Source organism: Asticcacaulis excentricus (assembly GCF_003966695.1).
GTDB classification, from domain to species: Bacteria; Pseudomonadota; Alphaproteobacteria; order Caulobacterales; family Caulobacteraceae; genus Asticcacaulis; species Asticcacaulis excentricus_A.
In genome coordinates this window covers 1,577,321-1,590,000 of sequence record NZ_AP018827.1, presented here as the reverse complement: position 1 = coordinate 1,590,000, position 12,680 = coordinate 1,577,321, and the positions used below count along the sequence as shown (strand labels likewise).

At 59.4% G+C, this 12,680-nt stretch carries 9 protein-coding genes, 3 tRNA genes and 2 rRNA genes (1 of these 14 cut by a window edge); 8 read left to right on the top strand and 6 right to left on the bottom strand.

The genetic code is table 11. From position 1 onward, the window contains the following. The 4 genes from EM6_RS07395 to EM6_RS07380 form a co-directional block, all read left to right on the top strand. Positions 1–38 (top strand) — tRNA-Ala (locus EM6_RS07395); it begins 38 nt to the left of the window's first position. 336 nt (positions 39–374) lie between these two features. Further along, positions 375–3,152, top strand: a 23S ribosomal RNA gene (locus tag EM6_RS07390). Positions 3,153–3,369: 217 nt separating this feature from the next. Then, positions 3,370–3,484: ribosomal RNA gene (gene rrf, locus EM6_RS07385) — 5S ribosomal RNA — on the top strand. Positions 3,485–3,689: 205 nt separating this feature from the next. After that, a tRNA-Met gene (locus tag EM6_RS07380) sits at positions 3,690–3,766 on the top strand. Between the two features lie 343 nt (positions 3,767–4,109). Here the strand turns inward: EM6_RS07380 and hppD are convergent. The 3 genes from hppD to EM6_RS07360 form a co-directional block, all read right to left on the bottom strand. Beyond that, positions 4,110–5,171: a 4-hydroxyphenylpyruvate dioxygenase gene (gene hppD, locus EM6_RS07370; protein ID WP_126421513.1), complete on the bottom strand. Its 1,062-nt coding sequence runs from the start codon at positions 5,169–5,171 to the stop codon at positions 4,110–4,112. A gap of 89 nt (positions 5,172–5,260) precedes the next feature. Beyond that, positions 5,261–6,274 carry a LacI family DNA-binding transcriptional regulator gene (locus EM6_RS07365; protein WP_126421511.1) on the bottom strand — a complete coding sequence of 338 codons (1,014 nt, stop codon included), beginning with the start codon at positions 6,272–6,274 and terminating at the stop codon, positions 5,261–5,263. Between the two features lie 109 nt (positions 6,275–6,383). Next, positions 6,384–6,902: a GcrA family cell cycle regulator gene (locus EM6_RS07360; protein WP_126421509.1), complete on the bottom strand. Its 519-nt coding sequence runs from the start codon at positions 6,900–6,902 to the stop codon at positions 6,384–6,386. A gap of 374 nt (positions 6,903–7,276) precedes the next feature. Between EM6_RS07360 and EM6_RS07355 the strand changes: the two genes are divergently transcribed. The 3 genes from EM6_RS07355 (at position 7,277) to EM6_RS07345 (ending at position 8,704) form a co-directional block, all read left to right on the top strand. Then, positions 7,277–7,350 (top strand) — tRNA-Gly (locus EM6_RS07355). 152 nt (positions 7,351–7,502) lie between these two features. After that, positions 7,503–8,279, top strand: coding sequence for a hypothetical protein (locus EM6_RS07350; RefSeq protein WP_126421507.1), 777 nt, complete (start codon positions 7,503–7,505; stop codon positions 8,277–8,279). 107 nt (positions 8,280–8,386) lie between these two features. Next, entirely contained in the window at positions 8,387–8,704 is a 318-nt protein-coding gene (locus EM6_RS07345) for a helix-turn-helix domain-containing protein (protein WP_126421505.1), read from the top strand. 10 nt (positions 8,705–8,714) lie between these two features. Here EM6_RS07345 and EM6_RS07340 read toward each other — a convergent pair whose 3' ends face one another. The 3 genes from EM6_RS07340 to EM6_RS07330 all read right to left on the bottom strand — a co-directional run bounded on the left by EM6_RS07340 (position 8,715) and on the right by EM6_RS07330 (position 11,274). Continuing rightward, on the bottom strand, positions 8,715–9,263 hold the full coding sequence (locus tag EM6_RS07340) for a class I SAM-dependent methyltransferase (protein ID WP_126421503.1): 549 nt from the start codon (positions 9,261–9,263) through the stop codon (positions 8,715–8,717). Between the two features lie 221 nt (positions 9,264–9,484). Next, the gene (locus EM6_RS07335) at positions 9,485–10,369 is read right to left on the bottom strand and encodes a quinate 5-dehydrogenase (RefSeq protein WP_126421496.1); all 885 of its coding nucleotides are present in this window, start codon (positions 10,367–10,369) and stop codon (positions 9,485–9,487) included. Between the two features lie 8 nt (positions 10,370–10,377). Beyond that, positions 10,378–11,274: a LysR family transcriptional regulator gene (locus EM6_RS07330; protein WP_126421494.1), complete on the bottom strand. Its 897-nt coding sequence runs from the start codon at positions 11,272–11,274 to the stop codon at positions 10,378–10,380. 96 nt (positions 11,275–11,370) lie between these two features. Here EM6_RS07330 and EM6_RS07325 point away from each other — a divergent pair, with 96 nt between their 5' ends. After that, positions 11,371–12,660 (top strand): NAD(P)/FAD-dependent oxidoreductase, encoded by a 1,290-nt coding sequence (locus EM6_RS07325; protein ID WP_126421492.1) that lies wholly within the window; start codon positions 11,371–11,373, stop codon positions 12,658–12,660. Positions 12,661–12,680 lie beyond the last annotated feature (20 nt).

Sequence of the window (12,680 nt, the reverse complement as noted above, 5' to 3'; positions counted from 1 at the left end):
GCAGGATGTCGTCGGTTCGACTCCGTCTGGCTCCACCACTTCTGCTCCTTTGATGAGTTGAGCGAAGTGAGAACGACTTACGATGCGAATGAGTTTCGTCGGATTATGAGGGTAACCTTTGGTCTGACGGGTGTGGGTCGATTGACCCACCTTCTTATTGTGAATGAAGGGTTATCCCGCCGGTCTGGTTCATAGACCACAGGGGAACCTGAAGACATTGTCTGACTAGACGCTTTGCGTCGTGTCCAAGAGACACGATGTTAAGTCCACTGTCGTCCATACCCTCTTTCCAAGGGCGGCGGTGAGTGAAGCGTCTGAAACAAGAACGAACGCGGCCAACGACGGATGTCGTCGGTGCGTTTAGTTGAGAGAACGATCAAGCGTTGAAGGGCTTCTAACGGATGCCTTGGCGCAGAGAGGCGAAGAAAGACGTGGCAAGCTGCGATAAGAACCGGGGAGGCGCTAGCACCCTTTGATCCGGTTATTTCTGAATGGGGAAACCCACCTTTGATTGCCCTCTCATTTTAGTGCTTCGCACTAAAATGAGTTGGTGGTTTGAAAGGTATAATGGACTGAATACATAGGTTCATTAAGCGAACCCGGGGAACTGAAACATCTCAGTACCCGGAGGAAAGGACATCAACCGAGACTCCGAAAGTAGTGGCGAGCGAAATCGGACCAGGCCAGTGATCTTGTGATATAAAGCCGAACAGCTTGGAAAAGCTGACCATAGCGGGTGATAGTCCCGTAGGCGTCAACTAGCAAGATCCTCGAGTAGGGCGGGACACGTGAAATCCTGTCTGAATATGGGGGGACCACCCTCCAAGCCTAAGTACTCCTCTGCGACCGATAGTGAACAAGTACCGTGAGGGAAAGGTGAAAAGCACCCCGACAAGGGGAGTGAAACAGAACCTGAAATTGGAAGCCTACAAGCAGTCGGAGCCCCCAAGCGGGGTGACGGCGTACCTTTTGTATAATGGGTCAGCGACTTCATGTGCCGAGCAAGCTTAAGCCGATAGGTGTAGGCGTAGCGAAAGCGAGTTTGAATAGAGCGTTAAGTTCGTCGCATGACGACCCGAAACCAGGTGATCTATCCATGAGCAGGATGAAGGTAGGGTAACACCTACTGGAGGTCCGAACCGGTGTCTGTTGAAAAAGACTCGGATGACTTGTGGATAGGGGTGAAAGGCCAATCAAACCTGGACATAGCTGGTTCTCCGCGAAATCTATTTAGGTAGAGCGTCGGATGTATTCCTTGGGGGGTAGAGCACTGGATGGATGCGGGCGGCGCGAGCTGTACCAATTCTAACCAAACTCCGAATACCCAAGAGAACTGTCCGGCAGACACACGGCGGGTGCTAACGTCCGTCGTGAAAAGGGAAACAACCCTAACCATCATCTAAGGCCCCCAAGTTATGGCTAAGTGGGAAACGATGTGGGATTGCATTGACAATCAGGAGGTTGGCTTAGAAGCAGCCATCCTTTAAAGAAAGCGTAACAGCTCACTGATCAAGCGATCCTGCGCGGAAAATGTAACGGGGCTCAAGCCATACGCCGAAGATATGGGTTCACGTAAGTGAGCGGTAGCGGAGCGTTCCGTAAGCCTGAGAAGGTCAATCGTGAGGTTGGCTGGAGGTATCGGAAGTGAGAATGCTGACATGAGTAGCGATAAAGAGTGTGAGAGACACTCTCGCCGAAAGACCAAGGGTTCCTGCGTAAAGCTAATCTGCGCAGGGTTAGCCAGCCCCTAAGGCGAGGCCGAAAGGCGTAGTCGATGGGAATCCGGTGAATATTCCGGAGCCAGTATGAAGTGACGGATGGTGTAAGTTGTACGTGCTTATTGGATTGTACGTGCAGCGAAGCTGTCCCTGGAAATAACTCATACATAGACTGTACCCGAAACCGACACAGGTGGTCAGGTAGAGCATACCAAGGCGCTTGAGAGAACTATGCTGAAGGAACTCGGCAAATTACACGCGTAACTTCGGGATAAGCGTGACTCACCTTGCGCAAGCAGGACTGAGTGGCACAAGCCAGGGGGTAGCGACTGTTTATCAAAAACACAGGGCTCTGCGAAGCTGTAAAGCGACGTATAGGGTCTGACGCCTGCCCGGTGCCGGAAGGTTAAAAGGAGGGGTGCAAGCTCCGAATTGAAGCCCCGGTAAACGGCGGCCGTAACTATAACGGTCCTAAGGTAGCGAAATTCCTTGTCGGGTAAGTTCCGACCTGCACGAATGGCGTAACGACTTCCCCACTGTCTCCAGCATAGGCTCAGCGAAATTGAATTCCCCGTGAAGATGCGGGGTTCCCGCGGTCAGACGGAAAGACCCTATGAACCTTTACTATAGCTTCGCCTTGGCGTTAGCAGCAACATGTGTAGGATAGGTGGGAGGCTATGAAGCAGGGGCGCCAGTCTCTGTGGAGCCATCCTTGAAATACCACCCTTATTGCTGTTGGCGTCTAACCGCGGCCCGTCTATCCGGGTCCGGGACATGGCGTGGTGGGTAGTTTGACTGGGGCGGTCGCCTCCCAAAGTGTAACGGAGGCGCGCGATGGTGGGCTCAGAACGGTCGGAAATCGTTCGCTGAGTGCAATGGCATAAGCCCGCCTGACTGCGAGACTGACAAGTCGAGCAGAGACGAAAGTCGGCCATAGTGATCCGGTGGTCCTGCGTGGAAGGGCCATCGCTCAACGGATAAAAGGTACTCTAGGGATAACAGGCTGATTTTGCCCAAGAGTCCATATCGACGGCAAAGTTTGGCACCTCGATGTCGGCTCATCACATCCTGGGGCTGGAGCAGGTCCCAAGGGTATGGCTGTTCGCCATTTAAAGTGGTACGTGAGCTGGGTTCAGAACGTCGTGAGACAGTTTGGTCCCTATCTGCCGTGGGTGTTCGAGACTTGAGAGGATCTGTCCCTAGTACGAGAGGACCGGGATGGACATACCTCTGGTGGACCTGTCGTGGCGCCAGCCGCGCAGCAGGGTAGCTAAGTATGGAATAGATAACCGCTGAAAGCATCTAAGCGGGAAACTAACCTCAAAACAAGGTCTCGCTGAGGATCGTGGTAGACGACCACGTTGATAGGCTGGGTGTGGAAGCTCCGTGAGGAGTGAAGCTAACCAGTACTAATAATCCGATCGGCTTGATCGTTCCCTCAAATAAACGCACCGTGCGCGCTCAAACAGCGAGAGCGTTAGCGCATACAAAAACACCGTGCTCGTTCTTCATTCAATGTCCTCGCTTAACAAAGCCAAAAATATCGAAGGGCCGCCCCGAGATGTTTTTGTCGATGTTGTTCCCACATCAAAGTACCGCAGGCAAGGCCAAGGACACTTTGATGTGAGAGCCATATCTTGTGTTCGATTGACCTGGTGGCTATGCCGGCCGGTCCCCACCCGATCCCATTCCGAACTCGGTCGTTAAGCCTGCCTGGGCCAATGGTACTTCGTCTTAAGGCGCGGGAGAGTAGGTCGCCGCCAGGTCTATCAAACACAAGTAATTAACCCTTCAGGCACACCACTCAACACAAAGACCGGTCCAAAAACTCAGGCCGGTCTTTTGCTTAACCAGACACCCCTCTGGTTAAACGTGTCACGGGATGGAGCCGCCCGGTCTGGTCATCAACAGATGAACAGACAAAACCCTCCAAAATCAGGGCTGTTCTCCGCTCTGATAAAGTCCAGGTGCCGCGGGATGGAGCAGCCCGGTAGCTCGTCAGGCTCATAACCTGAAGGTCGTCAGTTCAAATCTGGCTCCCGCACCCAACTTTCCAGTAAATACAATGCATTAAAGGCCTCCTTCGGGAGGCCTTTATGCGTTTAGGCTTCAAATCCGCCTAGCACTTGTCCAGATCGAAATGATTTTAGAGCGATGTGCGGAAAAGAGCCCGCCGAACGTGATTTGGAACGACTCGTTCTCGATATATTTGAAGCCCATCTGCAGGGTGTGCAGCAGTTCGGGATCTTGCGTGCGCATTATATGCGCGATGCTGGTCCAGAGGTGTTTCGGCTTTATGATGTAGTGGGCCTTGAACCGAAGGACATTCCCATCTTCGATGGCTCGCGTGATCGTGTATCCGCCGCAGCCATGACAACGTCTGAGCCTGTCCTAAACCCTCAGTAACCCCTTGCGCATCTGGTCCAGTCCGGCGGCCTCCATCAGGGCCTGCACATTGCCGCCGCCAAAGCCCGTGTGGCCTTTGCGCTGGATGATCTCGAAAAAGAGCTGACCGACGCCCCTTTCGCAGAAGGCCTGTAGCAAAATACCTTCGCGGCGCGCATTGCCGTCGATCAGCACGCCGTTGTGGCGCAGCCGCGCGACGTCTTCTTCGTGGTGCGGGACGCGCGCCGCGATCAGGTCATAATAGGGCTCAGGCACGGCCTGAAACCGCACGCCGCGGGCGCGCAGGGCTTCGACCGTGGCGTGAATATCGAAGGTTTCCAGCGCGATATGCTGCACGCCTTCGCCGCCATTGGCCTCCAGAAAGGCCTCGGTGGCGCTGTAGGCCGAGCGGCTCTCGTTCAGCGGGATGCGGATGGGGCCCTGCGGGCAGATCAGGGCCTGCGTCTCCATGCCTGTGGCGTGGGCGTCGAGGTCGAAATAGCGTTGCGATTCAAAGCCCAGCACCCGCACGTAAAAATCGGCCCAGGTCTGCATCTGTCCCTTGCGCAGGGCGTAATTGAGGTGATCGACCGCTATGAGACCCGCGCCCTGCACCTGTTGGATGGGCGGCCTGTGCAGGGCGCGCCAGCCGTCGAACAGGTGCCCGCTCAGGTGCGTGTCGTCGATCAGGTAGATCAGGGTGCCGCCAACGCCTCTCAGCGCCGGGACGTCTTCGGCAAACGGGGTGAGCTGGCCTTCGACCGCTTCGGCGCCGTTTTGCAGGGCCAGTCGTCGGGCGCGCTGAGCGTCACGTACACGTAAGCCCATACCGCACACGCCCGGCCCGTGCTGCGCCGCAAAGGCGGCGGCGTAACCGGACGGTTCGGCATTGAGCACAAAGCGGATGGCCCCTTGAAGATGGAGGCCGACATTTTGCCAGCCGTGCCGCGCGGTTTCGACAAAGCCCAGCCGCTCAAAGGCATCGGCCTGCGCGTCCGCGTCATGCGTGGCGAACTCCACGAAGGCGATCCCTTCCAGTCCCAGAGGGTTTTCGCAACTGAAAGCCATTGGTTCGCGATTTCTCGAATTGTCTTACAATTCAAATAAAAAACGAAACGAGGTCGAAAGTCCAGTTAACCTTGCGTAATGAAGTCCTGTTATTTCGGGGCTTTACCGGCGGAGTCGCGTACGATCAGGCTGTGGGCCGTCATATAGGTGGCCGCTGTGCCGCTGCTGAAATTGGCCTCCCAGTTGTCGAGCGCCTGCACGACGCGGCGCGACATGTCGAGATAGGGCTGGGCGATGGTGGTCAGGGCCGGCCACACGGCGGCGGCGATGGGCGCGTCGTCAAAGCCGATGACCGACAGTTCGCCGGGGATGCTCAAACCGCGTTTGTGGGCCGCGACGCTGACCGCGGCTGCGGTTTCGTCATTGGCGGCAAAGATGGCCGTGGGCGGCTGTGGCAAGGACAACAGGGCTTCGGCGGCCTCGATCCCCTTGCGGAACTGAAAATCACCGGCGACCAGCAGGTCGGGCTCCGGGCGCGGCAGACCTGCGGCATCATAGGCTTCAAACAGGCCCTGACGGCGCAGGATGGCGGCCGAATGGTCCGGGTGGCCGCTGATGTGGCCGATGCGGCGGTGCCCCAGGGCAAACAGGTGCTCGATCACCTCACGCGCGGCGGCGCGGTCGTCCATGACGACCGACGGAAAGTGCGGATCGAAGACCGAAGGCGCGATCAGCACGGCGCGCGCTTCGCGTTGGCGCAGATGCGCCTTTAACGGCGCAAAATCGCACAGGGGCGGCAAGAGGATCAGGTCGCGCACCCGACCTTCGTCGAGAAAGCGATCCAACCGCTCGGCCCAGCCGGGCTGCATGTCGAACAGCTCGACGCTGATGTGCTTGCCCGCCTCCATACAGGCGGTCAGTAATGCGTGATGAAAACGGCTGAGATAGCCCGACACCGGGTCTTCGAGCAGCAGGCCCAGCGAACTGGCCCCACCCAGCCGCAACTGCCGCGCGGAAGGGTTGGGGGTGTAGTCCAGCGCCTTCATGGCCGCCTGCACCTGAGCGCGCGTCTCCGGCCTGACCCGGTCGGGCTCATTGAGCACCCGCGACACGGTCTTGGCCGAAACCCCGGCCAGGCGGGACACATCGTAAATCGTCGTCATGCGCTAAGGCTAACAGCAAGCGGCGAGAGGGGGAAGGGCGACAGGCGCAGAAACGCAAACGGCCCGCCTCCGGGGGGAAGCGGGCCGTGAGAAATTTAAAGGAAGCGCGTTATAGATAGCGGCGCAGCGACCGCGACAGCTCGGTGCCGGTATCCTTCTTCTTCTTTTGCTGCGGCTGATAGGCGACGCGCGAATGTTCGACGCAGTAGGGGATGCCGTCGGCGGCGCGGCGGCCGCAGAAGGTGAATTCGTCCGACGACGGATCACCGATCGGCCACTTGCACATCTTGGACCCCAGAGTCAGGACCGTGGCTGTGCCCGGACCTTCGATCACCGGTACGGCCGGCACCTGAGCCACGGGGCGCGGCGCGGGTTCAACCGAGACGCGGCGCGGGGCCGGTTGCGGTGCGGGCTGGGCCTGAGCAGCGGGACGCGGCGGCTTGGCCGGCTTATACAGCGGACGGGCCGGTTGCGACGGGGCCGCACGACCCGACAAGCCGAGACGGTGCACCTTACCGATGACGGCATTGCGCGTCACGCCGCCCAGGGTCTTGGCGATCTGACTGGCGGAATGGCCTTCCTGCCACAGCTTTTTCAGCGTTTCGACCCGTTCGTCTGTCCAGCTCATGGTCAAGCCTCCGTCCCCTAAATGACGGGCGCACCCGTCAAGCCTCAGCACTAGATATGGATTCGCCGATTACGATAAAACCGGCCTCCCTACCGCTAATCGTAAACAAAAAGTTAAAAACCGCAATATCTAGTGTTTCGCCTGTTGGGGGATGTCCACAACAATCTATATCTAGTGTTTCGCTGTGGAAAATCGCGCCTTTCCACAGGGGTGATCCACAGATTTTGGGGTATCGGCTATTTATCCCCTGCGGAAGTTGAGTCGCGCGGCCGCCCTGTGGAACAAATGGCGGCGGGGCAGGGTTCGTGTTGACAGGGACGGGCCCGCTGAGGCATTAGAGCGGGACGCAAATGCAGGCCTCGTTCGCCTCAGACGCGGGTGTAGCTCAATGGTAGAGCAGCAGCTTCCCAAGCTGAATACGAGGGTTCGATTCCCTTCACCCGCTCCAATCTCTTTAAATTTGAATACGTCGAGGATCATATTTAGCTTCCCTTTCCTCGAAGTTTGTCGAAAAGGGTATAAGTGCCCCGCCCTTATGCTCTTGTTTGCTGTAAGTGCCCGAATTGCGCTAATCTCAAGTATGAACAGGGGTTGGAGAGAATGCGCGATCTTTATCGTAACGCGGTGGCTGTTATGCATAGTGCCTTTAGGCGACTAGAGCAGCAGACTCCTCGACCTATTGAAAAAGTCATTCAAGGCGGATACGCGCGCCGCTATCAAGAAGAAACAGTCCAGCAAGCGGTGCTTCTCAAACTGGCCCGATATATCAGCGGCCTCAACGCCGGTGATTTGCTTTTACAAAATGGTTATGTTCAAGAGCTAGCGGTTTTGCAGCGAACACTTGATGAAATTCACGAAGACATTTTATTTCTTCTATTTGAACCGCCTGCGACCGGTGAGGGACGCGGGCTACGAAAGGATTATTTGAAACGATTTTGGGCCGAAGAGTTTGAAGAAGGCGTGCCTATAATGGAGCAGTCTAAGGGCCGCTACCACATTCCGCGCGGACAGATTCGAGCTTACATCGAAAAGCGGACAAAAAGCAGTACACAACAAGGCGAGAGAGCCGCGGCCATTCTCCACCAAGCCTATTCAGGGTTTGTACATGCAGCAGCGCCGTTTGTTATGGAGATGTGTGAAGGTAATGACTGCACATTTTTGCTACAGGGTTTACTTGGAACGCACCGTGTTCGAGAGCATGAAGAGGATTTTTGGAACCAGCATTATCGCGGGCTGCTTTCTTTTCGAGCGACAGCAAGTGTCTGCGGCGACCAAACCCTTGAAACTGAAATAGACGCCTATATGACCTTTTTCGAGGCGCGTTCCGGAACTTCCTACATGGCCGACGCCCGTCGCGAATTGTCAGGCGAATATTGAGCGCGACGAACTGGACAGGTTCAGGAAGCTGGCTCCGTGCTGCTGGGGGCGACGGACGCGCAGATAGAGATGTTGCTGAGGACGGGTAAGTTTACGGAGATCAAGCCATGACCAAGACCTATAAGAGCGACGTTTCGGCCAGCCTGCATGAACTGGCGAGCGATCTGCATGAGGTCGGTCTGATCGACAAGGCAACCATGCGTCATTTTGATGAGAGCTGTCTTACGCCCATCCATGAATTTACGGCTGAGGACATCCGCAAGCTGCGCGAACGCGAGCAGGTCAGCCAGACGATCTTTGCGGCCTATCTGAACGTCTCAAAAGACTCGGTCAGTCAGTGGGAACGCGGCCAGAAGCAACCGGCGGGGCCGTCGCTCAAGCTGCTGTCTCTGGTGGAGCGCAAGGGGCTGTCGGCGATCGCGTGAGGGACCGCCTCTAGTTCCGCACCAGATGGTCATACACGTGCGTCACGGCGTCGAAGCGCACGCGCGACGGCTGGTCGGCGAAGGGGGCCGGGGTGAAGTGGGCGGTGGTCAGGCCCGCTGCGATGGGGTCGCTGATCTTGTCCGTATTCCAGCCGATCAGAAGGTGCCCGCCGGGGGGCATGATCGCCGCCAGAGCGTTGAGGGCGCGCACTTGCTGGGCTTCGGAATCGACGCCATAGCCCAGAACGCCATTGCATACGATGCCGTCGAAACGCAGGTCGGCAAACAGGCTATCGGCGTCGCAGATATCGCCCGTGCGGTGGCGCGTTTTGTGGCCAAAGCGGGCCGAGCGCGGGTCTATGTCGGTGGTCCAGGCTTCGGCCCCATGCTGTTCCAGAAGGCGGTAATAGCCGCGATTATAGCCGCGGCAGCCGACAAACAGCAGGCGGCCTTTCAGCGCGGCAAAGGCGGGGAGATAGGCGTCGGTCATCAGCCGCCGGTCGGGCAGGTCGTGAATCTCGGACCGTTTGGATTTGAACAGACTGGCCAGAAAGCCCATGCGCGTGTCTCCGTTTGAAGCGAGACTAGGCGGGGTTTGCGCGGGTGTGAAGCCTGTTTCTCGGCCCTGCGTTGAAGCTATCCCCCGACGTACTGGGGAAGAGAGAGAACCACAGATTTCACAGATTTCACAGATTGGCGCTTCGCGCCTTTAGTCATAGGGGCGAATGGGTGCTCATCGACACCCTTAATCTGTGTCATCTGTGAAATCTGTGGTTCCTCTCAAGACCTCAACAGCACCTCAGCCGTCGCGAGGTCCTGCGCCGCTTCGCCGACGCTTTTGAAGACGCTGAGGCCGCTGTGTGGCGCAACGGCCGGGTCGCACAGGTCGTGCAGGGTGCCGCGAATATCCTTAAGCGTAAGGCCGCTCAGATCACCCGCCGTCGAAAGGGCCGCCGGGGTGTCAATATACACGCAGGCGCGGCGCAAGGTTTCGGCGTCGGCTTCGCGCATGTCCGGCGCAAAACCGCCGATCAGCGATACGTGCTGATCGCTGAGGCGGTGGCCTTCGATCCACGGCGTGCGGCTCAAGGTGGCGCAGGCGATCAGGTCCGCGTGCGGGATTTGCGACGCCATATCTTCGCACACCGAAGCGTCAAACCCGGCCTGCGTCAGGCGCGCCACAAGGGCTGCGGCATGGGCGCGGGTCGGGCTGAAAACCGAGACGCTATCGATTGCGCGCACGGCACGGAAGGCAAAAGGTATCTCCGAGGCGATGCGTCCTGAGCCGATCAGCAGCAGGCGGCGTGCCTTAGGTTTGGCCAAGCGGTCCATCGCCACGGCGGCCACGGCTGCGGTGCGTCGAGCCGTCAGTTCCTCGCCGTCGATCAGGGCCAGATGCCGGTGCGTTTCACCGTCAAACACCAGATAGGAGGCCGCCACGCACGGCAGGTGGCGCGCCGCATTGTCGGGCGTCACGTGCACGATCTTGACCCCGCCCAGACGCTCAGACCACGCCGGCATCAGCAGCAGCGAGGCGTCGTGCCCCAGATCGAAGACCGGCCTTTGTGGCGTTTGCGCCCCGGCCCGCAACCGTGCCGGCAATTCGCGCACCAGCCGCGCATAGGGCAGGGCGGTTTTGAGGTCTTCGGCGGTGATCAGGCGCATGGGGTTTCCTATCTGTATATAGCCGTTTCTTTCAGCAGCCAGTCGCGAAAGGCCTTGAGCGGCGGGTGATTGCCACGCTCAGAGGGCCAGACGAGATAATAGGCCTCACCGGTCGTAAGTGGGGCCTCCAGCGCCGGGACCAGTGCGCCGGAGGCAAATTCCTCTTCGGCCAGAAACTGCGGCAATAGCGCGATCCCCAGACCCGAACGCGCCACCTGAGCCACGGTGGCAAACTGATCGAACAACATGCCGTGCACATGGTCGGCGGGCGCGCCGTGCGCCTCCAGCCAGTTTTCCCAGGCGTCGGGGCGCGAGGTCAGGTGCAGCAAAGGCGCCTGACGCAGATCGGCGGGCGCGGCAAAGCCATACTGCACCTTAAGCTCCGGTGCGCAGGCCGGGATGACCACTTCGGGCCGCAACAGCGCGCTTTCCGCGCCGGGCCAGTCGGGGCGGCCGAAATGTATGGCGGCATCAAGCCCTTCGCTGCGGAAATCGAAGACGCCGATGCGCGTGATCAGATTGACCTGAATGCCGGAATTATTGCGCAAAAAATCGGGCAGGCGCGGGGCCAGCCAGCGCGTGCCAAAGGTCGGCAGTATGGCCAGTTTCAGCGTCCCGCCGTGCGGATTGGCGCGCAAGCTGAGCGAGGCCGACGAGATGATTTTCAACGCTTCGCGCACCTCACGCGCATAGGCCTCACCGCCTGCGGTCAGGCGCACGGTCTGGCGTTCGCGGTGGAACAGTTCGACCTCCAACTGGGCCTCTAGGGCGGCGATCTGACGGCTGACGGCGCTTTGGGTCAGGTTCAGTTCGCGTGCGGCAGCAGTGACCGAACCGAGCCGCGCCGTGGCTTCAAACGCGGCCAGAAGCGACAGGGACGGGAGGAAGCGGCGAGGTGAGCGCATATTCGGTTTCGGAATGAAGTCTTGTCAAAATGGCCCTTGTTGAGGCCCTTCGGGCACGGTACAACCGGTTTAGCCATTACGCAAGAGAATGAACCCTTGGCCCCTGCGCTTGAGCCCCTTACCCACGGACTGTGGGCCGCCACGGCCCCCGCTGCGCCGCTGACCGTAGCGCTGAGCGGTGATCTGCGCGCCGATGTGGCGGTGGTCGGGGCGGGCTATACCGGCCTGTCGGCGGCCCTGACCTTGGCCGAAGCCGGGGCGAAGGTGGTGGTGATCGAGGCGCGTGAGATCGGCTTTGGCGGGGCCGGGCGCAATGTCGGGCTGGTCAATGCCGGTATGTGGGTGATGCCCGACGAACTGCCCAACGTGCTGGGGCCGGTGCACGGCGAGCGGCTGTTGCAGGTGCTGGGCAACGGCCCGGCGGAGGTTTTTGCGCGCGTCGATAACCACAATATCGCCTGCGAACTCAGGCGCGAAGGGACGCTGCATTGCGCCGTGGGCGAAGCGGGGGTGCGCGAACTGCGTGACCGGGCGCAGCAATGGCAGGCGCGCGGGGCCGATGTGCGCCTGCTGGATGCCGCCGATACGCAACGGATGGTCGGCACAGACGCCTATCCGATGGCCTTGCTGGACCGCCGCGCCGGGGTGATCCAGCCGCTGGCCTATGTGCGCGGTCTGGCCACGGCGGCGGTGGCGGCAGGCGTCGATATCCGCAGCGAAAGCCCGGTCGAAGCGCTGGAGGCTTTTGGTGATCAGTGGCGCGTGGCGACGCGGGGCGGTTCGGTGACGGCGCCGAAGGTGATCATGGCCACCGATGCCTATACGAAAGGACCGTGGGAGATTATCCGCAAGGCGCAGGTCTGGCTGCCCTATTTCAACTGCGCCACCCCACCCTTGCCAGACGATATTTTGCGCAGCATTTTGCCGGAAGGGCAGGGGGCGTGGGATACGGCGGAGGTGTTGTCGTCTTTCCGCAGGGATGCCGCCGGGCGGCTGGTCTTCGGCAGCGTCGGGGCCTTGCGCGGGCCGGCGCAGGGCGTGCACAGCGGCTGGGGGCAACGCGCCATGACGCGGCTGTTCCCGGCGCTTAAAGGGATAGGGTTTGAACACGAATGGTATGGCTGGATCGGCATGACCGACGATAACCTGCCGCGCTTCCATCGATTTGCCGACGGCGTAATGGGGGTGTCGGGCTATAATGGCCGGGGCATTGCGCCGGGCACGGTGATGGGTCGGATTCTGGCCGAACACGTGCTGGGTAAGCTGTCCGAAGACGATTTGCCGCTGCCGGTGACGCCGCCGCAAGAGGCGAAGCACCGGGCGGCCAAAGAGGTTTATTACGAGGCCGGTGCGGCGGTGCTGCACGCGGTGGAACACAGGTTTTAAGCATCCGCGCCTGAGGCACG

Coding starts and splice junctions, on each gene's coding strand:
- hppD (WP_126421513.1), bottom strand. CDS start 5,171: ATGGCTTTCAGTTGCGAAAACCCTCTGGGACTGGAAGGGATCGCCTTC.
- EM6_RS07365 (WP_126421511.1), bottom strand. CDS start 6,274: ATGACGACGATTTACGATGTGTCCCGCCTGGCCGGGGTTTCGGCCAAG.
- EM6_RS07360 (WP_126421509.1), bottom strand. CDS start 6,902: ATGAGCTGGACAGACGAACGGGTCGAAACGCTGAAAAAGCTGTGGCAG.
- EM6_RS07350 (WP_126421507.1), top strand. CDS start 7,503: ATGCGCGATCTTTATCGTAACGCGGTGGCTGTTATGCATAGTGCCTTT.
- EM6_RS07345 (WP_126421505.1), top strand. CDS start 8,387: ATGACCAAGACCTATAAGAGCGACGTTTCGGCCAGCCTGCATGAACTG.
- EM6_RS07340 (WP_126421503.1), bottom strand. CDS start 9,263: ATGGGCTTTCTGGCCAGTCTGTTCAAATCCAAACGGTCCGAGATTCAC.
- EM6_RS07335 (WP_126421496.1), bottom strand. CDS start 10,369: ATGCGCCTGATCACCGCCGAAGACCTCAAAACCGCCCTGCCCTATGCG.
- EM6_RS07330 (WP_126421494.1), bottom strand. CDS start 11,274: ATGCGCTCACCTCGCCGCTTCCTCCCGTCCCTGTCGCTTCTGGCCGCG.